Origin of the sequence: Rhodococcus sp. 06-235-1A (assembly GCF_002258785.1) — a bacterium.
Taxonomy (GTDB): Bacteria; Actinomycetota; Actinomycetes; order Mycobacteriales; family Mycobacteriaceae; genus Rhodococcoides.
Map to the genome: position 1 here is coordinate 505,148 of NZ_NOYI01000013.1, position 21,555 is coordinate 526,702.

The 21,555-nt window shown below is 66.5% G+C and carries 29 protein-coding genes; 22 read left to right on the forward strand and 7 right to left on the reverse strand.

Annotation, left to right across the window (positions count from 1 at the left end; genetic code table 11):
- The first annotated feature begins 16 nt into the window (after nucleotides 1-16).
- Nucleotides 17-241, forward strand: coding sequence for a biotin synthase auxiliary protein BsaP (bsaP, locus tag CH275_RS15430; RefSeq protein WP_094679165.1), 225 nt, complete (start codon nucleotides 17-19; stop codon nucleotides 239-241).
- The gene (locus CH275_RS15435; protein WP_094679166.1) at nucleotides 242-835 is read left to right on the forward strand and encodes a DUF2567 domain-containing protein; all 594 of its coding nucleotides are present in this window, start codon (nucleotides 242-244) and stop codon (nucleotides 833-835) included. It begins immediately after the preceding gene.
- Nucleotides 836-845: 10 nt separating this feature from the next.
- Here the strand turns inward: CH275_RS15435 and CH275_RS15440 are convergent, their stop codons facing one another.
- The gene (locus CH275_RS15440) at nucleotides 846-1,544 is read right to left on the reverse strand and encodes an NUDIX hydrolase (RefSeq protein WP_094679310.1); all 699 of its coding nucleotides are present in this window, start codon (nucleotides 1,542-1,544) and stop codon (nucleotides 846-848) included.
- A gap of 79 nt (nucleotides 1,545-1,623) precedes the next feature.
- Here CH275_RS15440 and nadA point away from each other — a divergent pair, with 79 nt between their 5' ends.
- The 4 genes from nadA to CH275_RS15460 are packed head-to-tail and all read left to right on the forward strand — an operon-like array spanning nucleotide 1,624 to nucleotide 5,532.
- On the forward strand, nucleotides 1,624-2,682 hold the full coding sequence (gene nadA / locus CH275_RS15445; protein WP_179276158.1) for a quinolinate synthase NadA: 1,059 nt from the start codon (nucleotides 1,624-1,626) through the stop codon (nucleotides 2,680-2,682).
- Nucleotides 2,679-4,247 carry an L-aspartate oxidase gene (locus CH275_RS15450; RefSeq protein WP_094679167.1) on the forward strand — a complete coding sequence of 523 codons (1,569 nt, stop codon included), beginning with the start codon at nucleotides 2,679-2,681 and terminating at the stop codon, nucleotides 4,245-4,247. The genes nadA and CH275_RS15450 overlap by 4 nt, the downstream gene beginning before the upstream one ends.
- Nucleotide 4,248: 1 nt before the next feature.
- Nucleotides 4,249-5,124 carry a carboxylating nicotinate-nucleotide diphosphorylase gene (nadC, locus tag CH275_RS15455; protein ID WP_094679168.1) on the forward strand — a complete coding sequence of 292 codons (876 nt, stop codon included), beginning with the start codon at nucleotides 4,249-4,251 and terminating at the stop codon, nucleotides 5,122-5,124.
- A gap of 33 nt (nucleotides 5,125-5,157) precedes the next feature.
- Nucleotides 5,158-5,532 (forward strand): RNA-binding S4 domain-containing protein, encoded by a 375-nt coding sequence (locus CH275_RS15460; protein WP_094679169.1) that lies wholly within the window; start codon nucleotides 5,158-5,160, stop codon nucleotides 5,530-5,532.
- Between the two features lie 52 nt (nucleotides 5,533-5,584).
- Here CH275_RS15460 and CH275_RS15465 read toward each other — a convergent pair whose 3' ends face one another.
- A complete protein-coding gene (locus CH275_RS15465) occupies nucleotides 5,585-6,568 on the reverse strand; it encodes a LysR family transcriptional regulator (RefSeq protein ID WP_094679170.1) in 984 nt (327 codons plus the stop codon).
- A 78-nt stretch (nucleotides 6,569-6,646) separates the two neighbouring features.
- Between CH275_RS15465 and CH275_RS15470 the strand changes: the two genes are divergently transcribed.
- Complete coding sequence (locus CH275_RS15470; RefSeq protein ID WP_094679171.1) at nucleotides 6,647-7,063, forward strand: DUF5997 family protein; 417 nt, start codon at nucleotides 6,647-6,649, stop codon at nucleotides 7,061-7,063.
- On the opposite strand, the gene CH275_RS15475 is transcribed toward CH275_RS15470, so the two are convergent.
- Genes CH275_RS15475 through rhtB form a run of 3 tightly spaced genes read right to left on the reverse strand, consistent with a single transcriptional unit; the run spans nucleotide 7,060 to nucleotide 8,227 of the window.
- Nucleotides 7,060-7,443, reverse strand: coding sequence for a YchJ family protein (locus CH275_RS15475; RefSeq protein WP_094679172.1), 384 nt, complete (start codon nucleotides 7,441-7,443; stop codon nucleotides 7,060-7,062). The genes CH275_RS15470 and CH275_RS15475 overlap by 4 nt on opposite strands.
- Nucleotides 7,440-7,583, reverse strand: coding sequence for a hypothetical protein (locus tag CH275_RS29500; RefSeq protein WP_179276159.1), 144 nt, complete (start codon nucleotides 7,581-7,583; stop codon nucleotides 7,440-7,442). The genes CH275_RS15475 and CH275_RS29500 overlap by 4 nt, the downstream gene beginning before the upstream one ends.
- A gap of 17 nt (nucleotides 7,584-7,600) precedes the next feature.
- Nucleotides 7,601-8,227 carry a homoserine/homoserine lactone efflux protein gene (gene rhtB / locus CH275_RS15480; RefSeq protein ID WP_094679173.1) on the reverse strand — a complete coding sequence of 209 codons (627 nt, stop codon included), beginning with the start codon at nucleotides 8,225-8,227 and terminating at the stop codon, nucleotides 7,601-7,603.
- Between the two features lie 81 nt (nucleotides 8,228-8,308).
- Here rhtB and CH275_RS15485 point away from each other — a divergent pair, with 81 nt between their 5' ends.
- From CH275_RS15485 to hisI, 12 genes are all read left to right on the forward strand, one after another.
- Nucleotides 8,309-8,776, forward strand: a complete 468-nt coding sequence (locus CH275_RS15485; protein ID WP_094679174.1) for an SRPBCC family protein — start codon at nucleotides 8,309-8,311, stop codon at nucleotides 8,774-8,776.
- Between the two features lie 21 nt (nucleotides 8,777-8,797).
- Nucleotides 8,798-9,316, forward strand: a complete 519-nt coding sequence (locus tag CH275_RS15490; RefSeq protein WP_094679175.1) for a DinB family protein — start codon at nucleotides 8,798-8,800, stop codon at nucleotides 9,314-9,316.
- 89 nt (nucleotides 9,317-9,405) lie between these two features.
- On the forward strand, nucleotides 9,406-10,758 hold the full coding sequence (gene hisD / locus CH275_RS15495; protein ID WP_094679176.1) for a histidinol dehydrogenase: 1,353 nt from the start codon (nucleotides 9,406-9,408) through the stop codon (nucleotides 10,756-10,758).
- Complete coding sequence (locus tag CH275_RS15500) at nucleotides 10,755-11,885, forward strand: histidinol-phosphate transaminase (RefSeq protein WP_094679177.1); 1,131 nt, start codon at nucleotides 10,755-10,757, stop codon at nucleotides 11,883-11,885. The genes hisD and CH275_RS15500 overlap by 4 nt, the downstream gene beginning before the upstream one ends.
- Nucleotides 11,882-12,505, forward strand: coding sequence for an imidazoleglycerol-phosphate dehydratase HisB (gene hisB / locus CH275_RS15505; RefSeq protein ID WP_032379000.1), 624 nt, complete (start codon nucleotides 11,882-11,884; stop codon nucleotides 12,503-12,505). Before CH275_RS15500 ends, hisB begins: the two co-directional genes overlap by 4 nt.
- Before the next feature lie 61 nt (nucleotides 12,506-12,566).
- Nucleotides 12,567-13,685, forward strand: a complete 1,119-nt coding sequence (locus CH275_RS15510) for an MFS transporter (protein ID WP_094679312.1) — start codon at nucleotides 12,567-12,569, stop codon at nucleotides 13,683-13,685.
- The gene (gene hisH / locus CH275_RS15515) at nucleotides 13,682-14,311 is read left to right on the forward strand and encodes an imidazole glycerol phosphate synthase subunit HisH (protein ID WP_094679178.1); all 630 of its coding nucleotides are present in this window, start codon (nucleotides 13,682-13,684) and stop codon (nucleotides 14,309-14,311) included. The genes CH275_RS15510 and hisH overlap by 4 nt, the downstream gene beginning before the upstream one ends.
- A complete protein-coding gene (locus CH275_RS15520) occupies nucleotides 14,308-14,514 on the forward strand; it encodes a hypothetical protein (RefSeq protein WP_094679179.1) in 207 nt (68 codons plus the stop codon). Before hisH ends, CH275_RS15520 begins: the two co-directional genes overlap by 4 nt.
- 56 nt (nucleotides 14,515-14,570) lie before the next feature.
- Nucleotides 14,571-15,305 carry a bifunctional 1-(5-phosphoribosyl)-5-((5-phosphoribosylamino)methylideneamino)imidazole-4-carboxamide isomerase/phosphoribosylanthranilate isomerase PriA gene (gene priA / locus CH275_RS15525; protein WP_037177565.1) on the forward strand — a complete coding sequence of 245 codons (735 nt, stop codon included), beginning with the start codon at nucleotides 14,571-14,573 and terminating at the stop codon, nucleotides 15,303-15,305.
- 6 nt (nucleotides 15,306-15,311) lie between these two features.
- Nucleotides 15,312-16,142 carry an inositol monophosphatase family protein gene (locus CH275_RS15530; RefSeq protein WP_094679180.1) on the forward strand — a complete coding sequence of 277 codons (831 nt, stop codon included), beginning with the start codon at nucleotides 15,312-15,314 and terminating at the stop codon, nucleotides 16,140-16,142.
- On the forward strand, nucleotides 16,139-16,912 hold the full coding sequence (hisF, locus tag CH275_RS15535) for an imidazole glycerol phosphate synthase subunit HisF (RefSeq protein ID WP_094612623.1): 774 nt from the start codon (nucleotides 16,139-16,141) through the stop codon (nucleotides 16,910-16,912). Before CH275_RS15530 ends, hisF begins: the two co-directional genes overlap by 4 nt.
- Before the next feature lie 15 nt (nucleotides 16,913-16,927).
- Nucleotides 16,928-17,281, forward strand: a complete 354-nt coding sequence (gene hisI, locus CH275_RS15540; RefSeq protein ID WP_094679181.1) for a phosphoribosyl-AMP cyclohydrolase — start codon at nucleotides 16,928-16,930, stop codon at nucleotides 17,279-17,281.
- Here hisI and CH275_RS15545 read toward each other — a convergent pair.
- Together CH275_RS15545 and CH275_RS15550 are read right to left on the reverse strand one after the other, a co-directional pair.
- Complete coding sequence (locus CH275_RS15545) at nucleotides 17,272-17,793, reverse strand: MarR family winged helix-turn-helix transcriptional regulator (protein WP_094679182.1); 522 nt, start codon at nucleotides 17,791-17,793, stop codon at nucleotides 17,272-17,274. The genes hisI and CH275_RS15545 overlap by 10 nt on opposite strands.
- 88 nt (nucleotides 17,794-17,881) lie before the next feature.
- Nucleotides 17,882-18,343 carry a peroxiredoxin gene (locus CH275_RS15550; protein WP_094679183.1) on the reverse strand — a complete coding sequence of 154 codons (462 nt, stop codon included), beginning with the start codon at nucleotides 18,341-18,343 and terminating at the stop codon, nucleotides 17,882-17,884.
- A gap of 56 nt (nucleotides 18,344-18,399) precedes the next feature.
- Here CH275_RS15550 and CH275_RS15555 point away from each other — a divergent pair, with 56 nt between their 5' ends.
- From CH275_RS15555 to trpC, 3 genes are all read left to right on the forward strand, one after another.
- Nucleotides 18,400-19,968, forward strand: a complete 1,569-nt coding sequence (locus CH275_RS15555) for an anthranilate synthase component I (protein WP_094679184.1) — start codon at nucleotides 18,400-18,402, stop codon at nucleotides 19,966-19,968.
- A complete protein-coding gene (locus tag CH275_RS15560) occupies nucleotides 19,965-20,627 on the forward strand; it encodes a TIGR02234 family membrane protein (RefSeq protein WP_094679185.1) in 663 nt (220 codons plus the stop codon). The genes CH275_RS15555 and CH275_RS15560 overlap by 4 nt, the downstream gene beginning before the upstream one ends.
- 82 nt (nucleotides 20,628-20,709) lie before the next feature.
- Complete coding sequence (gene trpC, locus CH275_RS15565; protein ID WP_094679186.1) at nucleotides 20,710-21,519, forward strand: indole-3-glycerol phosphate synthase TrpC; 810 nt, start codon at nucleotides 20,710-20,712, stop codon at nucleotides 21,517-21,519.
- The last annotated feature ends 36 nt before the right edge of the window (nucleotides 21,520-21,555 follow it).

Sequence of the window (21,555 nt, forward strand, 5' to 3'; positions counted from 1 at the left end):
TATTAGGGTGGGTCGAATGACGAGCGAGACCCACTACGATCCGCACACCGGTCGGACTGTCGAAGCCGGAGCCGAGGTGGGTTCCCACTCGATGTCGGTCGCAGTGCGGCTCGGGCTGGAGCCGCCCCGTTTCTGCTCCGAGTGCGGTCGCCGCATGGTGGTGCAGATCGTCCCCGACGGGTGGACGTCACTGTGTTCGCGTCACGGCCTGACCGACTCGGCCGCGACGGGTAGGCGTTAGATGACCAGCTCGGACCTCGCCGAAGTCTCGACGCGACACAGCACCGGTCGGGTCCTGCTGACGGTCGTCGGGATATCGGTGGCGCTGTCTGCCTTGGGCGGCATGCTGTGGGGTTTCCTCGCGCCGGCGCAACAGTTGCTCGTGGTGGCCCAGGACCGCGGCGCTGCCCTCACCGGGGAGAGTCTGCACCGCTTCGACGCCCTCGCGTTGTTCTCGTTCGTCGCGCTCGTCCTCGGTCTCGTTCTTCCGATCGGGTGGTGGCAGTGGCGGTCGGAGCGGGGGCCGCGACTGTTCGGAGCCGTCTTCCTCGGTGCACTCGCCGGTTCGATCGTTGCGATTCTGGTCGGTAACGGCATTGCTGCCCTTCGGTTTCCGAAGGCCACCGACCCTACGGTCGGATCGATCGTCACCGTGGCACCGAGTATCGAGACTCCGTTGGTGCTGATCGTGCAGGCGTTGACGGCGTCGTTGGTCATCTTGTTGTTGGCAGCGATGAACCCCAACGACGATCTGCAACACACCGATCCCGCGCCGGAGGACTTCGAAGTCGATTCCCCGCCGCCGCCGTCGTTCGACTCACGGACGGCCTACTGACCGCAGCCGCTCACGCCTGCGGCGGGCGCAGGGCCGCGAACTCGTCGGTGACGCGAATGCTGCTGTCGGCGAACCTGAACAGGGCCGGAGGTCGGCCGCCTGCCTTGCCCGACGGGGCGCGTCGCCCGGTGGGTTCGATGACCCCGCGGCGGCCGAGCACACGCTGCAGGTTGGTGGCGTCGACCTGATAACCGAGCGCGGCACCGTAGATCTCGCGCAGCGTCGATATCGCGAATTCGACCGGGGCGAGCGCGAATCCGATGTTGGTGTACGACAGTTTCGCGACGAGTCGGTGTCTCGCGTGCGCGACGACGGTTCCGTGATCGAACGACATCGCCGGAAGCTCCGCGACGGGGTACCACGTCGTATCCGCGGGGAGCGTCGGCTCGGCCGATATGGGCACCAGACCCAGGAAGGTCGATGCGATCCGCCGGTCGCCCGGTACCCGGTCGGGTTCGCTGAAGATCGACAGTTGCTCGAGGTGTGCCACCGAACGCACGTCCACCTTCTCGGCGAGCTGTCGGCGCGCCGAGGTGGCGAGGTTCTCGTCGTCGCGCAGGGTGCCCCCGGGAAGAGACCAGGTGCCGGCTTCGGGGTCGAGCGCGCGCTGCCACAGCAGGACCGCCAACTCGGGGGTGTCGGGGTCGCCGAAGGCACGAACTTGGAACACCGCAATGAGCACTTCGTGGACGGTGCTACGATGAATCATGTTTTCGATCATAAGTCGAAAACTCCCTCGGAGGAAATTCGGTCACCGACGACCGGATGATCGGTGAAGGAGAACCGTCATGACCAGCAGCGCTACCCGGGTGAACATCCTGGACTCGGCTTTCGCCGGAGTTCGCGACATCGTCGACGGAGCCGGTGGCTACGGGGGAGTCGAGGCAACTCCGGAATGGGCTGCCGAGATTCGACGGCTCGCCGATCTGCGCGGAGCAACGCTGCTCGCGCACAATTACCAACTGCCTGCGATCCAGGATGTCGCCGATCATGTCGGTGACTCCCTCGCGCTCTCGCGCATGGCCGCCGAGGTCTCCGAGGACACCATCGTGTTCTGCGGCGTCCACTTCATGGCCGAGACCGCCAAGATCCTGAGCCCGCAGAAGACGGTGCTCATTCCGGACCAGCGCGCCGGCTGCTCGCTCGCGGATTCCATCACCGCAGACCAGCTCCGCGAATGGAAGGCAGACTTTCCGGACGCCGTGGTCGTCTCGTACGTCAACACCACCGCCGAGATCAAAGCGCTGACCGATATCTGCTGCACCTCGTCCAACGCCGTCGAGGTCGTCCAGTCCATCGACCCGAGCCGCGACATCCTGTTCCTGCCGGATCAGTTCCTCGGTGCACACGTCAAGCGCATCACCCAGCGCGAGAACCTGCACATCTGGGCCGGCGAATGCCATGTGCACGCCGGCATCAACGGTGACGAGCTGGCCGAGAAGTCTCGCACCCATCCCGATGCGGAACTGTACGTGCACCCCGAATGCGGTTGCGCCACTTCGGCTCTGTACCTCGCGGGCGAAGGCTTCGTGCCGGCCGAGAAGGTCAAGATCCTGTCCACCGGCGGCATGCTCGACGCTGCCCGCACCACCGCGTCCAAGCAGGTCCTCGTCGCCACCGAGATCGGCATGCTGCACCAGCTCCGCAGGGCGGCACCCGACGTCGACTTCCTGGCCGTCAACGACCGTGCGTCGTGCGGGTACATGAAAATGATCACCCCCGCGGCCCTGCTGCGGTGCCTCGTCGAGGGACGCGACGAGGTGCACGTCGATCTCGAGACCGCGAACGTCGCCAGCAAGTCGGTGCAGCGGATGATCGAGATCGGCACCCCGGGCGGCGGCGAGTGACTCCGTCGGTCGGGTGGGAGACCGCAGCCGACCTCGTCGTGGTCGGCGGCGGAATTGCCGGACTCACGGCGGCCCGCACCGCGGCCGCCCGCGGCCTGCGCGTCCTGACCGTCAGCAAGGGCAGTTCGCCCGACACAGCGACGCAGTACGCGCAGGGCGGGATCGCCGTCGTCGGACCTGACATCGACGATTCGATCGAGGCTCACGTGGCCGACACGTGTGCGGCCGGTGCCGGCCTCTGCGACGAGGAGGCAGTGCGCTCGATCGTGTCCAGCGGACGCGCGGCGATCACCTCGCTCGAAGCTGCGGGTGCGGAGTTCGATCTCGGAGCGGACGGCTCGGTTGCGCGCACCAGGGAGGGCGGCCACAGCGTTCGTCGCATCATCCATGCCGGGGGCGACGCCACGGGAGCGGAGGTGCAGCGCACGTTGGACGCTGCCGTGCCGGCCGTGCAGTTCGACACGACGGCGCTGCGCGTGCTGACGACCGACGGCGAGGTGTCCGGTCTGCTCGTGCGCGGGCCCGCCGGTGTCGGTGTCGTTCACTGCTCGACGGTGCTGCTCGCGACAGGTGGACTGGGACAACTCTTCTCGTGCAGCACCAATCCGGCAGGCGCGACAGCAGACGGTATCGCGCTTGCCCTCGACGCCGGGGCGCGGATTGCCGATCTGGAATTCGTTCAGTTCCATCCGACGGTGCTGTTCGCAGCCGGGTCGACGGGCCGCCGCCCGCTGATCAGCGAGGCGGTGCGCGGCGAAGGCGCACGGCTGGTCGATGTGTCCGGTCGCGCGTTCATGGCAGGCGTGCACGCTCTCGGGGACCTCGCACCACGTGATGTGGTGTCGCGGGCCATCGCCGAACTGTTGCACGTCAGCGGGGACGACCACGTGTTGCTGGACGCCCGCGGGGTGGAGCGCGTCCACGAGCGGTTCCCGACCGTCACCGCCTCGTGCCTCGAGGCCGGCATCGATCCGGCGACGGACCTCATTTCGGTGGCACCCGCGGCGCACTATTCGTGCGGAGGAGTGGTGACCGACACGTCGGGACGCACCTCGGTCCCGGGATTGCTCGCGGCAGGCGAAGTAGCGCGCACCGGGCTGCACGGTGCCAACAGATTGGCGTCGAACAGTTTGCTCGAGGGCCTCGTCGTCGGCGAGCGCGCTGCGCTCGTTGCCGCAGATCGGCTCGGCAGGAGGGTCGAGGTGACGGACATCGCGCTGCCCACCTATCGCCGCATCGACCGTGCGGTGCTGCAGCGGACCATGACCGCCGAGGTCGGTGTGGTTCGTGACGCAGCGGGACTCGCTGCGGCACAACGCGTCCTGGCCCACGGTGTCGTGTCGGAACCGCCGGTCGACGCACGTGCTGTCGAGGATGCTGCGTTGACTGCTGCGGCCGAGGTGATCGTGCTGGCCGCGTCCGAGCGTCGGGAGAGCAGAGGGTGCCATACCCGCCGCGACTACCCGGAAAGCGCACCGGCGCAACGTCGAAGTCTGTACATCGAACGAGATCAGGGCGGGCGGTTGGCGATCGTGAACGACGACGTGATGACGGGAGCATGCTGACATGACCGATATCCCGAACGAGGTGAACCCGGGCGTCGATCGCGGCGAGGTACTCGGGCTGATCCGCACCGCGCTCGAGGAGGACCTGCGCTACGGACCCGACATCACCACTGTGGCAACAGTTCCCGAGGATGCCGTCGCGACTGCGTCGGTGGTGTCACGCCAGTTCGGTACGATCGCCGGCCTCGACGTGGGCCTGCTCGTCCTCGACGAGGTCATCGGAGCCGGCAACTACTCCGTCGGGCATCGCATCGAGGATGGATCGAAGGTCGAACCCGGACAAGCTGTGCTGACGGTGACAGCACCGACTCGTGGTCTGCTCACCGCCGAGCGCACGATGCTCAACATCGTGTGCCATCTCTCGGGCATCGCCACCGCAACAGCCGGCTGGGTCGCCGAGGTCGCAGACACCGAGTGCAAGATCCGGGACAGCCGAAAGACTTTGCCGGGCTTGCGTTCACTGCAGAAGTACGCCGTTCGTGCAGGCGGCGGCGTCAACCACCGGATGGGGTTGGGCGACGCCGCCCTCATCAAGGACAATCACGTGGCAGCCGCCGGTTCGGTCGTCGCTGCCTTGAACGCGGTGCGTGCTGCGGCTCCCGACATCGCCTGCGAGGTCGAGGTCGACAGCCTCGAGCAACTGGACCAGGTGCTCGCCGAGAACGTCGAACTGGTGCTGCTGGACAACTTCGCGCTGTGGCAGACACAGATGGCGGTGCAGCGCCGCGACAAGTTCGCTCCCGAGACCAAGCTGGAATCCTCGGGTGGCTTGACCGTCGATGTGGCACGGGACTTCGCGCGCACGGGGGTCGACTTCCTTGCCGTGGGCGGTCTGACACACTCGGTGACAGTGCTCGATCTCGGCCTGGACATGTAGTCGAGCCTCGTGATGTGAGGAATTCATTCGAAGATGGAAGCGCAGAGTGCCCGCCTCGACAGCTGGATCTGGGCGGTGCGGTTGTTCAAGACGCGGTCCGCGGCAGCTGCTGCCTGCCGCGGCGGTCACGTTCGCGTCAATGGAACTCCCGCCAAGCCCGGTCAACGAATCGGCCCGGACGACGAAATCCGGCTCCGGGTCGACGGGGTGGAGAAGATCGTCGTGGTGGTGCGGGCGATCACCAAGCGCGTCGGCGCAGCGGTCGTCCCCGATTGTTTGATCGATCGCAGTCCGCCGCCCCCGCCGAAGGAAGTTCTGGCCTCTGTTCCGAGGCGTGATCGAGGAGCGGGCAGGCCGACCAAGCGCGACCGACGCGAGCTCGACCGTCTTCGGGCTTCGCCCTCGTGAGCGTTTTGCGTACCTCTGGCTACGCAAAACGCGCACGAGAGGCGGAGCCCGTCTAGCGACGCTTGCCGCTGCGGCGGGTGTTCGACTTCGTCTTGGCAACCGGACGAGCAGGCTTGGAGGGGTGCGCCTTCTTCTTCTTGACCGGTGTCTCGTCCGACGAGCCTCGTGAACTCCGGGTCGAGCGCCCGCGCACGATGCCGATGAACTCCTCGATGCGGTCGTCCTCGTGTTCGGCAACCCAGGCCAACGCAATCTGGGAGTGCTCGATGTCGGTCACCGGGCGGTAGACGAGATCTTTGCGGGCGTTGAAGCGGGCGACCGAGTGCGGCACGATCGCCACCCCCAGCCCGGCCGCCACGTACTCGAACGTCTCGGCGACGGAATTCATCGGGGGCAGAGCAGGGCGATTGCCGACCTCGAGTTCCGTTGCCACAGCGGCCCATTCGGGCACCGTCGCGGGATCGGCCAGCAGATGCTCGTCGGCGAGATCGCTCGCGGTCACCGAATCGAATGCGGCGACGGCGTGGTCTTTCGGGACCACCACAACCTGGACTTCCTGATACAGGCCGATCGCGTTGAGGCCCTCGCGGTCGATCGGCGGCCGAACGAAACTCACATCCACCGTTGCGTCGTGCAGGGCCGACACCTGAGTCTCCGGCGTCGTCGCCACTACGGACAGCGTGACATCCGGGAACCGATCCGCCCAGATTCGCGTCCACTTCGTCAGCGTCACACCTTCGGCGTATCCGATGGTGAACGTCGTCGGCTCGGCAGCAGCAGCCTGAGCGAGTTCCGAGTGCCGATCGTCCTCGGCGATCTCCACAAGAGCCCGCTCGAGCAGGACGCGGCCGTCCTCGGTGAGTTCGGTGGGGGAGACCCCAGGCACGAACAGGTCGACGCCGAGTAGTTCCTCGAGTTCCACGATGGTCTTGCTCAGGCGGATTCGCGAGATTCCGAGCGACTGAGCAGCGCGGGCGAAATGCAGTTGTTGCGCCACTGCGGCGTACCAGCGCAGTGTCTGCACGTCGATGTTCACGGTGTCGAGCCTATGGGACGGCGCGCACCGTGCGGGACGGTGGCGTCGAGACCGCGGAATGCCGGATAAGCTGGTCCGGTGAGCCCGGAGAACAAACAGCAGACCATGAAGCCACTGACCGCGGCGAACAAGCTCGGCATCTACCTTCCCGCAACGCCCGAAGAGTTCCAGAACTCGATGGTGAGCAGGTCCGACCTGGACGCCTTGCGCAGCGATCCGCCGCAGTGGCTCATCGAACTGCAGACCAACGGCCCCTTCCCGCGCGACGTCATCGCGAAGAAGCTCGGCGTGTCCATTGCAGGCTTGGCCCGCGGCGGTGTCACCGAAGCGTTGACCAGTGACGCCATCGACGAGCTGATTGCCAGTCCGCCGCAGTGGCTCGTTCGCGAGCGTCGCACGCAGATCCAGGTGCGCAAGGACGCCGAACGCATCAAGGAGAAGCAGGAAGCGCGTCGAACTGCGAACAACCGACCGACCAAGCTGCGTAACCTCTAGCGCGAGACGACGCCGTCGAGGTAGAGCCAGCTGCCGGCTGTTCGGACGAACCGGCTCACCTCGGTCATAGTCCCCGCCCCTTCGGGGTGCTTGTATCGAGCCCTGAACTCGACGGTTCCCGCGTCGTCGAACATCCCGCCGGCCTCGACCCCGACGATGTCGAGTCGATACCAGCGCTGATCGGGGTCGAGTTCCAACTCGGTGGGCGCTGTATCGGGATGCCACGACGCGCGCAGGTAGTCGACGTCGCCGACAGCGAACGCGGTGAATCGAGATCGCATCAATTTCTCGGCCGTCGGCGCGCTCGCATCGCCGCGCAGGTACGGCTCACAACATGCGTCGAACGTGTCGCCACTCGAACACGGACACCGCCCACTCACTCCGCTGTTTCCACTTCTACTGTGTAGGTGCCGAGTTCGTGCTCGTCACGCTTGCCGACATCCTGGATCCACGTGTTGGCCTCGAGGAGAGTGTCGAACAATCCCAACGGAATCGGGTCACCGCCGAGCGCGTTCTTCATGATCACTCGGTACTTCCTCACGGTGTGACCCGACGGACGGTCGCGAGAAACGTTGCGGCAGCGAAGAACATCCCGGCGAACGTGCGATTCATCGTCTTCTGTTGGCGCTGTGAACGCATCAGCCGCAGTACCCGAGATGCCAGCGAGGTGTATCCGGTCATTACCAGCATGTCGACCGTGACCATCGTGGCCGCGATGACGAGGTATTGAGTGAGCAGGGGGCGTGCCGGATCGAGGAACTGGGGGAGGACGGCGACCATGAACACGACGGCCTTCGGGTTGCTGGCGTTGACCAGGAATCCTCGGGCCAGCATCGTCGTTCCGCGATCGGCAACCGCGGGGGCGTCGGCGACGTCGGTGGGCGCTGCGCGCCACTGTCGAACACCCAGGTAGACCAGATACGCAACGCCGAACCACTTGATCGCGGTGAACGCCAGCGCCGAGCTGGCGAGTACTGCACCCAGTCCAACGGCGACGATGCCGATCTGCAGGAGCAGGCCGATCTGCAGCCCGAAGATGTTCCAGTAGCCGCGGCGCAGACCGTAGCGAAGCCCGGTGGACATCGACGCGATGGCGCCGGCCCCGGGGGAGAGACTGATGACGATGCTCGCGCCGAGGAAGGCGAGCCACACTGACCAGGACATGCGTTCATTGAACTACGGCCGTCAATTCGTATTCGTCCGGACCGGTGTGTCGAACGAGGCGGTGTGGGGTAGGCCGTGGCAATGGCAGACATCAGAACTATCGACACAGGCCCGCAGCAGGTCACCCGTCAGACCGACGTACGGGCACCGGCATCCGAACTGTTCGACATCGTGGCCGATCCGAAGCGGCACGGCGAGCTCGATGGATCCGGGACGGTCAAGGACACCGTCCGAGGTCCCGATCGCCTCAGCTCCGGCGCGAAGTTCTCCGTGGGCATGAAGCAGTACGGGGTGCCGTACAAGATCACCAGCACCGTCACCGAGTTCGTCGACGCAGACAAGCACAAGGTCGTCGAGTGGCAGCACCCGATGGGGCACAGCTGGCGCTGGGAGTTCGAGGAGAAGCAGCCGGGGCTGACCACGGTCACCGAGAGCTTCAAGTACGGCACCGCCAAGGTCCCGAAAGTGCTCGAGCTGTTCAAGATGCCGCAGAAGAACGCGCAGGGAATCAAGAGCACGCTGCACAACCTGGCTGCCCGCTACGCCTGACCTGAAACTATTCTGACCGGCATGCCGATCGATCCCGATACCAAGAACTGGACCTGGGTACTCGAGCGAGGGTGCCCGGACTGCGGGTTCGACTCGAGTGCCGTGGATTACGACGACATCCCGGACCTGATCCGTGCCGACGTCGAGCGTTGGGAAGCTGTACTGCGGCGCGACGACGCGACCGTGCGTCCCGACGACTCGACGTGGTCTGCGCTCGAGTACGCCGCACATGTGCGCGACGCGCACCGCATCTTCCGCACCCGGCTGGCGCTGGTGTTGACCGAGGACGATCCCGAGTTCGCGAACTGGGATCAGGACGCCACCGCGCTGGCCGAGAATTACAACGCACAGAACCCCGCGACAGTGGCATCGGAACTCGGTGACGCCGCGCGCGCCCTCGCAGACGATTTTGCTGCCGTTCCGCCGGATAATCGGCAGCGGACCGGTCGACGAAGCGACGGGTCGGACTTCTCGGTCGAATCACTGGCCGCCTATTACATCCACGATCCGATTCACCATCTGTGGGACGTGCGAGGCTGAGCCGAATTCGATGGAACTATCCTGGGTGTTCGGACAACACTGATTCGACCGAACCCCGGCACCGAACCGACTCCACGAAGGGGCCCATTATGCCTGCCCGCATCGAGCTCGCCCGCGTCGATCTACGCGGACGAACTCCATCCACCGCCGAACTACGCGGCGCACTTCCCCGAGGCGGAGTGGATGTCGATTCGGTGCTGCATCAGGTTCGCCCCGTCGTGGATGCCGTCAAGGAACGCGGCACCGAGGCGGCACTGGAATTCAGTGAGAAGTTCGACGGCGTTCGGCCGGACCGTGTTCGGGTTCCGCAGGAGGAGCTGGTCAAGGCTCTCGCCGAGCTCGACCCGGAAGTTCGTGCTGCTCTCGAAGTCGCGATCGAACGAACCCGCCTGGTGCACTCCGATCAGCGCCGAACCGACCACACCACCCAGGTGGTGCCCGGGGGGACCGTGACCGAGCGTTGGATCCCCGTCGATCGGGTGGGCCTGTACGTGCCCGGCGGCAACGCCGTGTACCCGTCGTCGGTCGTGATGAACGTGGTGCCCGCGCAGATCGCAGGCGTCGGCTCCCTGGTGGTGGCGTCTCCGCCGCAGAAGAACTTCGGCGGACTGCCCCACCCCACAATCCTTGCTGCGGCGCAGCTGCTCGGCGTGGACGAGGTCTGGGCGGTCGGCGGCGGCCAGGGTGTAGCGCTGCTCACCTACGGCGGCGTCGACACCGACGGCGGCGAGTTGGCACCGGTCGATCTGATCACCGGTCCCGGCAACATCTACGTCACGGCCGCCAAGCGACTGTGTCGCTCACTCGTCGGAATCGACTCCGAGGCAGGCCCCACCGAGATTGCAATTCTCGCCGACGCCACCGCGGATCCCGTCCACGTGGCTGCAGACCTCATCAGCCAGGCCGAGCACGACGTCATGGCGGCCAGCGTGTTGGTGACCGACAGCATCGAACTCGCCGACGCGGTCGATGAGGCCGTCAACGCACAGATGGCATCCACCCGGCATGCCGACCGCGTGGCCACCGCACTGAACGGAAGCCAGTCCGGCATCGTGCTGGTCGACGACGTCACGCAGGGCTTGGCCGTGGTCAACGCCTACGCCGCCGAGCACCTCGAGATCCAGACGAAGGACGCTTCCGACGTCGCCGCGCGGGTACGCAGCGCTGGTGCCGTGTTCGTCGGGGCATGGTCGCCGGTGAGCCTCGGTGACTACTGCGCGGGCTCCAACCACGTGCTCCCGACCGCCGGCTGCGCTCGGCACTCGTCCGGCCTGAGCGTGCAGACGTTCCTGCGCGGCATCCACGTGGTCGACTACAGCGAAGCTGCACTCAAAGATGTTGCGGCGCACGTCATTGCACTGGCCAATGCCGAGGACCTGCCCGCCCACGGCGAAGCGGTGCGGCTGCGGTTCGAGGGGTTGCGAACCGGTGACGCGTCGTGAGTGATGCTCTGGGACAGTCGGTCTCGCTGGACGACCTCCCGCTGCGCGAGGCGCTCGTCGGCAAGTCACCGTACGGCGCGCCGCAGCTCACCGTGCCGGTTCAGTTGAACACCAACGAGAATCCGCACCCGCCGACGCAGGCGTTGATCGACGACGTGGCGGACTCCGTTCGCGTCGCCGCCGGGCAGCTCCACCGCTACCCGGATCGCGATGCGGACGAGTTGCGAGCCGACCTCGCGCGCTACCTCAGCGAGCAGACCGGTTTCGCGGTCGACACGGCGAACGTGTGGGCGGCCAACGGCTCCAACGAGATTCTGCAGCAGTTGCTACAGGCGTTCGGCGGACCGGACCGCACGGCACTGGGCTTCGTGCCGTCGTACTCCATGCATCCCATCATTTCGTCGGGGACTCAGACCGAATGGATCCCGGCCGAGCGTCGGGCAGATTTCTCTCTCGACGTCGACTACGCGGTGCAGGCGATCGAGGAGCGCAAGCCCGATGTCGTGTTCGTCACCAGCCCCAACAATCCGACGGGCCACAGCATCGGCGAGGCGGATCTGCGCCGAATCCTCGACGCGGCACCGGGAATAGTGGTGGTCGACGAGGCCTATGCCGAGTTCTCCTCTGCGCCGAGCGCGATCGGATTGATCGAAAGCTACCCGAGCAAGATCGTGGTCAGCCGAACCATGAGCAAGGCGTTCGCGTTCGCCGGCGGTCGACTGGGATATCTCGTTGCTGCGCCGGCCGTCGTCGACGCAATGTTGTTGGTGCGCTTGCCTTATCACCTATCGGTCGTCACGCAGGCAGCAGCGCGCGCTGCGCTGCGGCATGCGTCGGACACTCTGGGCAGCGTGGCCGAACTGTCCGCCGAACGAGATCGGGTGGCCGCGGCACTCGGCAGCCAGGGTTACGACGTGGTGCCGTCCGACGCGAACTTCCTGCTCTTCGGCCGGTTTTCCGATGCGGCCGCGACGTGGCAGCGGTACCTGGACGACGGCGTCCTCATCCGAGACGTCGGAATTACAGGATATCTGCGCGTCACCATCGGTCTGGCGCACGAGAACGACCGATTCCTCACCGTCAGCGCAGCACTCGCATCGACCGAAAGAGCAGAGGCACAGCAGTGACCACACCCGCTCCCCGCATCGCCAAGATCGAGCGCACCACCAAGGAATCCGACATCTCGGTGGAGCTGAACCTCGACGGCACCGGCATCGTCGACATCTCCACCGGAGTTCCGTTCTACGACCACATGCTCACCGCGCTCGGCACCCATGCTCGTTTCGACCTGACAGTGCGCGCGAAGGGCGATATCGAGATCGAGGCGCACCACACCGTCGAGGACACCGCGATCGTGCTCGGCCAGGCGCTCGGTCAGGCCCTCGGCGACAAGGCGGGCATCACCCGGTTCGGCGACTCGTTCATTCCGATGGACGAAACGCTCGTGCACGCGGCGGTCGACGTGTCCGGCCGGCCGTACTGCGTGCACACCGGCGAGCCCGACTACATGGTGCACTCGGTCATCGGTGGCTACCCGGGAGTTCCGTACTCCACGGTGATCAACAAGCACGTGTTCGAGACGCTGGCGTCCAACGCTCGCATCGCTCTGCACGTTCGCGTGATCTACGGCCGGGACCAGCATCACATCACCGAAGCCGAGTTCAAGGCGGTCGCTCGGGCGCTTCGGCAGGCCACCGAGTACGACCCACGTGTGACCGGAATTCTGTCCACCAAGGGAAGTCTGTGATCGGTCGATCGGCGCTCGTGCTTTGAGTGGTCTGCTGGCCATTCGCGGTCTCCCCGCCGCGATGGCGATGGGAGCAGCGGCGTTCGGCGGCTGGGGATTGCTGCTCCCGGTGGTTCCCCTCGCTGTGTCCCAGTCGGGGGCATCGGACGCGGTGGCGGCGGCCAGCACTGCGATCTTCATGGCCACGACGGTGATCACTCAGCTGTTCGTGCCACGCATGCTGCAGCGAGTCGGCCACCGTGCGGTTCTGGCCGCCGGGTGTCTGCTCCTCGGTCTGCCTGCGCTGCTGTTCATCGTCTCCGTCGAGGCAGCACCGGCGCTCGCGGTGTCCGCATTGCGGGGAACGGGTTTCGGAATGTTGACGGTCGCCGGTGCCGCCATCGTCGCCGAGCTCGCTCCGACAGCGTTGCTCGGCCGGGCAACGGGCGCGCAGGGGATCGCCGTCGCCTTGGCTCAGATGGTCACGCTGCCACTGGGTCTGGTGATCTTCGCGGCGAGTCCGACGGCCGTGTTCGTACTCGGTGCTCTGGTGCCCGCGGCAGGCCTGATCGGCGTGGCGCTGTTGCCACCCACCCGGCCTGCCCCGCAGCCGCCCAGGATCGAGCGGGTTCGCCTCGACGTACGGCAATTCCTCGTGCCGTGTCTGGTCGTGGCCTCGGTATCCGCGGCGTACGGCGGAATCACCAGTCTGTTGCCGATCGCCGAGTCGAACCGCGCGGCGATGATCGGCCTGGCACTGGCCGTGGTCAGCGCCGCGATGCTCGTCGGCCGCTACGCCGCGGGTTCCGTGGCGGATCGAATCGGAATCGGACGCTCGGTGGTTCCGGCACTGGTATCGGCGGCGCTCGGCATCGTCTTGTTCGCAATCGCTGCGCTCGGCGGCATGCCCGCGGCACTGTTCTTCGTCGCGGCCGTCCTGTTCGGAATCGGGTACGGCGCATGCCAGAACGACAGCCTGGTGATGGCGTTCGATGCTGCCGGTCCCGCTCGATACAGCAGCGCCAGCGCAGTCTGGAACATCAGCTTCGACGCCGGTACCGGAGCGGGCGCACTCGCCCTCGGTGTGCTGGCGACGAGCATCGGGTACACCGCGGGCTTCACCGCTGCCGCGATCACGGTGGTCGTCGTCGCGGCGGTGGCGATCATCGCACGACCACGCCCCGATAGACTTCGCTCATGACTTCTGTGGTGTTGCTCGATTACGGCTCGGGCAATCTGCACTCGGCGAAGAGGGCGCTCGCCCGGGTCGGTGCCGATGTGACCGTGACCTCGGACTTCGACGAGGCTCTGAATGCAGAAGCATTGGTCGTCCCCGGGGTCGGTGCATTCGCCGCCTGTATGGAGGGCCTGCTGGCCGTCAAGGGCGAGCGCATCATCGGGCGGCGTCTGGCCGGCGGACGACCCGTGCTGGGTATCTGCGTCGGAATGCAGATCCTGTTCGACCGCGGGGTCGAGTTCGGCGTCGAGGCGAACGGGTGTGGGGAGTGGCCGGGAACGGTCGAGCGGTTGCAGGCCGAGGTGCTGCCCCACATGGGGTGGAACACCGTCGAGGCACCCGAGAAAAGTGTGCTGTTCGACGGCATCGATCCCGAGACCCGGTTCTACTTCGTCCACTCCTACGCCGCGCAGCAGTGGGAGCTCGAACCCAGCGACACCATCGCTGCCCCGCTGCTCACCTGGGCCGATCACGGCGGCCGGTTCCTCGCCGCGGTGGAGAACGGCGCGCTCTCGGCCACTCAGTTCCACCCGGAGAAGTCCGGTGACGCGGGGGCCGCGCTGCTGGAGAACTGGGTCCGATCGGTGTGAGCGACCGCGAGTTCTCACTGGGGCGCTTGGCTTTTCGAGCGCTCGGTGCTGCCGTGGCCGTGCTGGCCCTCGCCACCGCCCTGATCGCCGTCCTGCAGCCGAGCGCCGGAACAGCTCTGGTCATTGCGTTGGCCGGTGTGGTCGGAGCGATCGCGGCGATGGGTGTGGTGTCCACGCGCATGACACGCAGGGAACTCCGGTAGGACCACAGGCGACCCGTTTTGAGTTCACGCCTGCTCGGCCCGTAGCATAACCGCACGTGAGCCTGGTCTTATTGCCTGCTGTCGATGTCGCAGGCGGCGAAGCTGTCCGTCTCGTTCAAGGAGAAGCCGGAAGCGAAACGAAGTACGGGTCGCCTCGCGATGCCGCCCTCGCGTGGCAGAACGACGGCGCAGAATGGGTCCATCTGGTCGATCTCGATGCTGCGTTCGGACGTGGATCCAACCGCGAGCTGCTCGCGTCGGTCGTCGGTGAACTCGATGTCGAGGTGGAGCTGTCGGGCGGCATTCGTGACGACGAGTCACTGCGTGCGGCGCTGGCGACCGGTTGCGCACGAGTCAATCTCGGCACCGCAGCCCTCGAGGATCCGCAATGGTGCTCCCGCGCGATCGGCGAGTTCGGAGATCGCGTCGCCGTCGGCCTGGATGTGCTCATCGTCGACGGAGCGCCGCGTCTACGCGGCCGGGGCTGGGTCAGCGACGGCGGCGACCTGTGGGAGGTTCTCGAACGGCTCGAGCGCGACGGGTGCTCGCGCTACGTGGTCACCGATGTGACCAAGGACGGCACCTTGACCGGGCCCAACCTGGAACTGCTCGCCGACGTGTGCGCCAAGACCGACAAGCCCGTCATCGCGTCGGGCGGGGTGTCCACGATCGCGGATCTGGAAGCGATCGCCGGACTGGTCGACCGCGGAGTGGAAGGTTCCATCGTCGGAAAGGCGCTCTACGCCGGACGTTTCACCCTCCCGGACGCCCTCGCTGCGGTGTCTCGGTAACGACGAATGACCCTTCCCGAGGAACCGACACGTCTGCTCGAGATCGCCGGTGGGTTGCTCGACGGCATCCACGATCGGTTCGTTGCGGGCGTGGGCGCACCCAGTGCGGTGCAGAAGGGGCCCGACGACTTCGCCACCGCAGTCGACTTGGAACTCGAACGTCGACTCACCGCCGAACTGCACGAGGCGACCGGAATTGCCGTGCACGGTGAGGAATTCGGCGGACCCGACCTGAACACGGGTCTGGTCTGGGTGCTCGACCCGATCGACGGCACGTTCAACTACTCGTCGGGGTTGCCCTCGGCCGGAACGTTGCTGGCTCTGCTCGACGACGGCGAGCCGGTTCTCGGGCTCACGTGGCTTCCGTTGGTGGGTCAGCGTTTCGCGGCCGTTGCAGACGGTCCGTTGCTGCTCAACGGCGACGCCCTGCCCTCGTTGCAGCCGAAATCGTTGCGCGAGTCCATGATCGGGTTCGGCGCCTTCAACGTCGCCAGTCGCGGCTCGCTGCCGGGGCGTTTCAGGTTCCGTATTCTCGAAGAGTTGTCGATGCACTCGTCCCGGCTGCGGATGCACGGGGCCACCGGGGTGGATCTGGCCTATACGGCCAGTGGCGTACTCGGCGGCGCGGTGGTGTTCGGGCACCGTGCGTGGGACAACGCGGCAGGCGCACTGCTGGTGCGCGCGGCGGGCGGAGTGGTCACCGATCTCGCGGGTGAACCGTGGACCGTCGACTCGACGTCGGTGCTCGCTGCAGGCCCCGGCGTACACGACGAACTGCTGAAGGTGATCATCGAACTCGGTGATCCCGCCGACTATCTGGAAGGACCGATGCGATGAGCGTCGCGGTCAGAGTCATTCCGTGTCTCGACGTCGACGCCGGGCGCGTCGTCAAGGGTGTGAACTTCGAGAACCTGCGGGACGCAGGCGATCCCGTCGAGCTCGCCGCGGCCTACGACGCGCAGGGAGCCGACGAACTGACCTTTCTCGACGTCACCGCGTCCACCTCCGATCGAGGCACGATGCTCGACGTGGTCAGCCGAACCGCCGAGCAGGTGTTCATTCCGCTCACCGTCGGCGGGGGAGTGCGGACGGTCGCCGACGTCGATCGCCTGCTGCGGGCCGGAGCCGACAAGGTCAGTGTCAACACCGCGGCGATCGCTCGACCGGAGTTGCTGCGCGAGCTCAGTGAACGGTTCGGCTCGCAGTGCATCGTGCTCTCGGTCGACGCTCGAACAGTTCCCGACGGCCAGCAGGACACCCCGTCGGGCTGGGAGGTCACCACGCACGGAGGCAAACGCGGCACCGGCATCGACGCCGTCGAATGGGCAGTGCGCGGAGCCGAGCTCGGCGTCGGGGAGATCCTGCTCAATTCCATGGACGCCGACGGCACGAAGGCAGGGTTCGATCTGCCGATGATCGCGGCGGTCCGTGCCGCCGTGCACGTCCCGGTCATCGCCAGTGGGGGAGCCGGTAGCGTGGAGCACTTCTCACCGGCAGTGCATGCCGGAGCCGATGCCGTTCTGGCTGCCAGCGTCTTCCATTTCGGCGATCTCACCATCGGCCAGGTCAAGGACGCGATGCGTGCCGAGCGCATCGTCGTTCGCTAGCGAAGAGGTTCATCGATGACACTCGACCCGAGTCTGTCCGCGAGACTCAAACGCAACGAGGCCGGGCTGTTCAGCGCCGTCGTGCAGGAACGATCGACCGGTCAGGTGCTCATGGTTGCCTGGATGGACGACGAGGCGCTCTCGCGTACCCTCGAAACCCGCAAGGGCACTTACTATTCCAGGTCGAGGCGGCAGTACTGGGTGAAGGGCGAGACCTCGGGGCATACGCAGTACGTGCACGAGGTCCGGCTCGACTGCGACGGTGACACCGTGCTCCTGGTCGTCGACCAGGTCGGTGCGGCATGTCACACGGGCACGCACACCTGTTTCGATGTCGATGTCCTGTTGGGACCCGACACTCAGGCGTGACCTGTACCTGCCGCGATTCCCTTGTCCAGCTGGACCAGCAGAGTGGAGCTGAGGGTTCCGAGTTCGCCGACCTCCGAGTCGGACAGACCGTCGAAGATCAGCGCCTGCACAGTGGCGACGTGACCCGGTGCCGATGCCACGACTTTGTCCATTCCGGCGTCGGTCAGCACTGCGTAGGATCCCCGGCTCCCGGGGATGGACTCGCGCCGAACCCACCCGGCTTTCTCCAGCTTGGTGATCACGTGCGACAGGCGCGAGAGAGACGCGTTCGCGTACTCGGCCAGATCACGAAGCTGGATGCGGCGCTGTGGGTTCTCGCTGACCACGGCGAGGACGAAGTAATCGAAGTGGGTCAGCTGCGAATCGCGTTGCAATTGAGCGTCCAGCGCTGCCGGAAGCCGAGTGACGAGGGCGACGAGCGACCGCCAGGCCTCCTGTTGACTCTCGGTGAGCCAACGGGGATCCACCGCATCTCCCGGTGTCGCCTCCTGCGGTGTCGCCGACGTGTCCATCGCGGGGAACCTCTCGATCAAGTTAGTTGTGGTCTGCACATGATGCCTCGAGCGTCCCCCCACTCGAGGCATCGCGTCGGACAGGCCGCTATGTGCGATGTGCGCGCAGGTACTCCAGAGCCTTGTCCGCGTGAGCTTCGAACCGTACTTCGCTCGAGAAGGTCTCGAGCACCTTCCTGTCGGTTCCGATGACGAAAGTCGCTCGCTTGACCGGGGAGAGCTTGGCGAGCAGGCCGCGCTTGACCCCGAATGCGGTGGCGACGGCACCGTCCTCGTCGGAGAGCAGTGGGTAGTCGAACGACTTGGACGCAGCGAATTCTGCCTGCTTGGCGACGGCGTCGGCACTGATTCCCACTCGGGTGGCTCCCACCTCGGCGAACTCGGAGGCCAGGTCCCGGAAGTGGCACGCCTCGGCGGTGCACCCGGGGGTGAACGCGGCCGGGTAGAAGAACAGCACTATCGGACCGTTCGCCAGCAATTCGGTCAGGGTTCGGGTCTCTCCGGTCTGGTCCGGCAGGGAAAAATCGGGAACGAGCTCGCCTGGTTTCATGCTCGGGAGGTTACCGCGAGCGCCGACCCTCGTGCCGAACCTGGGAGGATGGTGGCATGCACGGCGAGACGACCACCGACCCCAGTCCCACCTCCGGTACCGAGAATTCGGACTCGACGACCACCCGCGAGGTGTTCCGGCATCTCGCAGCCGAGCACCGCGTGGTGCCGGTGACGAGAAAGGTTCTCGCAGACTCGGAGACTCCGCTGTCGGCGTACCGGAAGCTCGGCGCGGACCGGCCCGGCACATTCCTGCTCGAGTCCGCGCAGAACGGCAGCTCGTGGTCCAGGTGGTCGTTCGTCGGTGCCGGCGCTCCGGCGTCGCTGACGGTGATCGACGGAGAGGCGGCGTGGCGCGGCAACGTCCCTGCAGGGGTGCCGAGCGGCGGCGATCCGCTGGAGGTACTGGCCCGGACGCTGGAGCTGTTGCACTCGGAGCGGTTGCCCGGTCTGCCGCCGTTGACCGGCGGCATGGTCGGCTACCTCGGCTACGACTCGGTGCGGCGCATCGAGAAGCTGCCCGAGCATGCGCAGGACGATCTCGGTGTCCCCGAGCTGGTCATGCTGCTCGCGACCGATCTGGCAGCCGTCGACCATCACGAAGGCGCGATCACCCTGATCGCGAACGCGGTCAACTGGAACGGCACCGACGAGCATGTCGACGAGGCATACGACGACGCAGTGCGTCGTCTCGATCGCATGTGTGCGGACCTGTCGAAGCCCGCCGCCTCCACCGTCTCCACCGTGGCCAGGCCCGCCCCGCAGTTCCGCCGGCAGCGCACGTCCGAGGGCTTCGGTGCCGACGTCGCTCGTCTGGTGGAGGAGATCGAAGCCGGTGAGGCGTTCCAGGTGGTGCTCTCGCAACGGTTCGAGATGGACACCGAGGCGTCGCCACTGGACGTGTACCGGATGCTGCGGGCCTCCAACCCCAGCCCGTACATGTACCTGATGCATGTTCCGGGGGAGAACGACGAGACGGCTTTCTCCATCGTCGGATCCAGCCCCGAGGCGTTGGTGACAGTGGTCGACGGCCTCGCCACGACGCATCCGATCGCGGGAACCCGCTGGCGCGGAACGTCCGAGGAGGAGGACGTACTGCTCGAGAAGGATCTGCTGGCCGACGAGAAGGAGAACGCGGAGCACCTGATGCTCGTGGATCTCGGGCGCAACGATCTCGGGCGCGTGTGCGCTCCCGGTACGGTCCGGGTGAGCGACTACCGCCACATCGAGCGATACAGCCACGTCATGCATCTGGTGTCGACGGTGACCGGACGGCTCGCGGAGGGCAAGCGCGCACTCGACGCGGTCAAGGCCTGTTTCCCAGCGGGCACCCTGTCGGGAGCGCCCAAGGTGCGCGCCATGGAACTCATCGACGAGCTGGAGCCGACCCGACGCGGTATCTACGGCGGCATCGTCGGCTACCTCGATTTCGCGGGCGACGCCGACACCGCCATCTCCATTCGTACCGCCCTGATCAAGGACGGCACCGCATACGTTCAGGCCGGCGCGGGCGTCGTGGCCGACTCGGTCGCGGAATACGAGGACGACGAGGCGCGAAACAAGGCGATGGCCGTACTGGGAGCCGTTGCGGCGGCGGAATCGCTCCGTGAGGTCGGTGGCCGATGACCGAGGGATCCGGTCGCCGTGGATCGGCCGCTGTGCCCGTCGCGCTGCTGATCGTGGCTGCGGCGTGCCTGTGGGGCGCGTCGAGAATGACGTGGGTTCGGGTGACGTCCTCCGACGGGCTCGGTGAGAATCGAACCGACGACCTTCTGGGAAGCACCTGGGCCGCTGCCACCACACCGCTGGCGCTGGTGTTGTTGGCGGCGGTGGCGGCATCGTTCGCGGTGCGCGGGTGGGCCTCTCGGGTGCTGGCCATGCTGATCGCGGTGGTTGCCGTGGCGGCCGCTGTTCCTGCCGTCCGATTGCTCACCGCAGGGGCGTCCGACTCGGAGTCCGCGGCGCTGGCCGAACTTCCCGCCAGGGCCCAGGTCTCGATGACGGACGTCTCTGTCCTGCCCGCGATCGTGACCCTGATCGGCGCACTGTGCGCCTTGTCGGCCGCCGTGGTGTCGATTCGGAAATCATCTGCCTCGCAGGTACTCTCGTCCAAGTACGACGCCCCGGCGGTGCGACGCGAAGAGGTCGCTCGACGCGCTCGCAGTACTTCGGCCGGAAACGGTGCGCAGGACGAGGGTGAGGACCTCACCGAACGCATGATGTGGGACGCGCTCGATGCAGGCGAAGACCCTACCGACGAGTCCGGTACCCCGCGTTCGTCGTGATGAAACCGCCCTCTACGCTAGGTCCGACCCCGATGAGATTCCTCACATCGGAAGTCGACGCTCAGAAAGGACTGGGGGCACCATGACTGTTCTCGACTCGATTCTCGACGGTGTACGGGCCGACGTGGCCGCGCGTGAATCGGTGGTCGATTTCGCCGCCGTCAAAGCAGCAGCGAAGGCAGCCCCGGCACCTCTCGACGCGGCTGCGGCGCTGCGCGAGGACGGCATCGGCGTCATCGCCGAGGTCAAGCGTGCCAGCCCGTCCAAGGGCGCATTGGCCGACATCGGTGATCCTGCGGTTCTCGCTCGCGCCTACGAGCAGGGCGGGGCGCGCATCATCAGCGTCCTCACCGAGGAGCGTCGCTTTCACGGATCTCTCGCAGACCTCGACGCGGTACGTGCCGCCGTCTCGATTCCCGTGTTGCGCAAGGATTTCATCGTCGGCCCCTACCAGATCCACGAGGCTCGGGCCCACGGAGCCGACGTCATACTGCTGATCGTCGCCGCACTCGAGCAGGACGCGCTGACGTCTCTGCTCGATCGCACCGAGTCGCTCGGGATGACCGCTCTGGTGGAAGTCCACACCGAAGCCGAGGCGGATCGCGCCCTCGAGGCCGGTGCCAGCGTGATCGGCATCAACGCCCGCAATCTGAAGACGCTCGAGATCGATCGTGACAGCTTCGGCCGTATCGCTCCCGGGTTGCCCAGCGAGGTCATTCGTATCGCGGAGTCCGGGGTGCGTGGCACTGCGGATCTGCTCGCCTACGCCGGTGCAGGCGCCGACGCGGTACTCGTCGGCGAGGGCTTGGTCACCGCGGGAGATCCGCGTACGGCCGTCTCGGACCTGGTGACGGCGGGCACGCATCCGTCGTGCCCCAAGCCCGCACGCTGACCCTGCACCGCTGACCCGGCACCCGACCCGAACGCG

What these genes read in the sequence shown, in the direction of transcription:
- bsaP (WP_094679165.1), top strand. Translation starts at nt 17, where the DNA reads ATGACGAGCGAGACCCACTACGATCCGCACACCGGTCGGACTGTCGAA.
- CH275_RS15435 (WP_094679166.1), top strand. Translation starts at nt 242, where the DNA reads ATGACCAGCTCGGACCTCGCCGAAGTCTCGACGCGACACAGCACCGGT.
- CH275_RS15440 (WP_094679310.1), bottom strand. Translation starts at nt 1,544, where the DNA reads ATGATTCATCGTAGCACCGTCCACGAAGTGCTCATTGCGGTGTTCCAA.
- nadA (WP_179276158.1), top strand. Translation starts at nt 1,624, where the DNA reads ATGACCAGCAGCGCTACCCGGGTGAACATCCTGGACTCGGCTTTCGCC.
- nadC (WP_094679168.1), top strand. Translation starts at nt 4,249, where the DNA reads ATGACCGATATCCCGAACGAGGTGAACCCGGGCGTCGATCGCGGCGAG.
- CH275_RS15460 (WP_094679169.1), top strand. Translation starts at nt 5,158, where the DNA reads ATGGAAGCGCAGAGTGCCCGCCTCGACAGCTGGATCTGGGCGGTGCGG.
- CH275_RS29500 (WP_179276159.1), bottom strand. Translation starts at nt 7,583, where the DNA reads ATGAAGAACGCGCTCGGCGGTGACCCGATTCCGTTGGGATTGTTCGAC.
- rhtB (WP_094679173.1), bottom strand. Translation starts at nt 8,227, where the DNA reads ATGTCCTGGTCAGTGTGGCTCGCCTTCCTCGGCGCGAGCATCGTCATC.
- CH275_RS15485 (WP_094679174.1), top strand. Translation starts at nt 8,309, where the DNA reads ATGGCAGACATCAGAACTATCGACACAGGCCCGCAGCAGGTCACCCGT.
- CH275_RS15490 (WP_094679175.1), top strand. Translation starts at nt 8,798, where the DNA reads ATGCCGATCGATCCCGATACCAAGAACTGGACCTGGGTACTCGAGCGA.
- hisD (WP_094679176.1), top strand. Translation starts at nt 9,406, where the DNA reads ATGCCTGCCCGCATCGAGCTCGCCCGCGTCGATCTACGCGGACGAACT.
- CH275_RS15510 (WP_094679312.1), top strand. Translation starts at nt 12,567, where the DNA reads ATGGCGATGGGAGCAGCGGCGTTCGGCGGCTGGGGATTGCTGCTCCCG.
- hisH (WP_094679178.1), top strand. Translation starts at nt 13,682, where the DNA reads ATGACTTCTGTGGTGTTGCTCGATTACGGCTCGGGCAATCTGCACTCG.
- CH275_RS15530 (WP_094679180.1), top strand. Translation starts at nt 15,312, where the DNA reads ATGACCCTTCCCGAGGAACCGACACGTCTGCTCGAGATCGCCGGTGGG.
- hisF (WP_094612623.1), top strand. Translation starts at nt 16,139, where the DNA reads ATGAGCGTCGCGGTCAGAGTCATTCCGTGTCTCGACGTCGACGCCGGG.
- hisI (WP_094679181.1), top strand. Translation starts at nt 16,928, where the DNA reads ATGACACTCGACCCGAGTCTGTCCGCGAGACTCAAACGCAACGAGGCC.
- CH275_RS15545 (WP_094679182.1), bottom strand. Translation starts at nt 17,793, where the DNA reads ATGGACACGTCGGCGACACCGCAGGAGGCGACACCGGGAGATGCGGTG.
- CH275_RS15550 (WP_094679183.1), bottom strand. Translation starts at nt 18,343, where the DNA reads ATGAAACCAGGCGAGCTCGTTCCCGATTTTTCCCTGCCGGACCAGACC.
- CH275_RS15555 (WP_094679184.1), top strand. Translation starts at nt 18,400, where the DNA reads ATGCACGGCGAGACGACCACCGACCCCAGTCCCACCTCCGGTACCGAG.
- CH275_RS15560 (WP_094679185.1), top strand. Translation starts at nt 19,965, where the DNA reads ATGACCGAGGGATCCGGTCGCCGTGGATCGGCCGCTGTGCCCGTCGCG.
- trpC (WP_094679186.1), top strand. Translation starts at nt 20,710, where the DNA reads ATGACTGTTCTCGACTCGATTCTCGACGGTGTACGGGCCGACGTGGCC.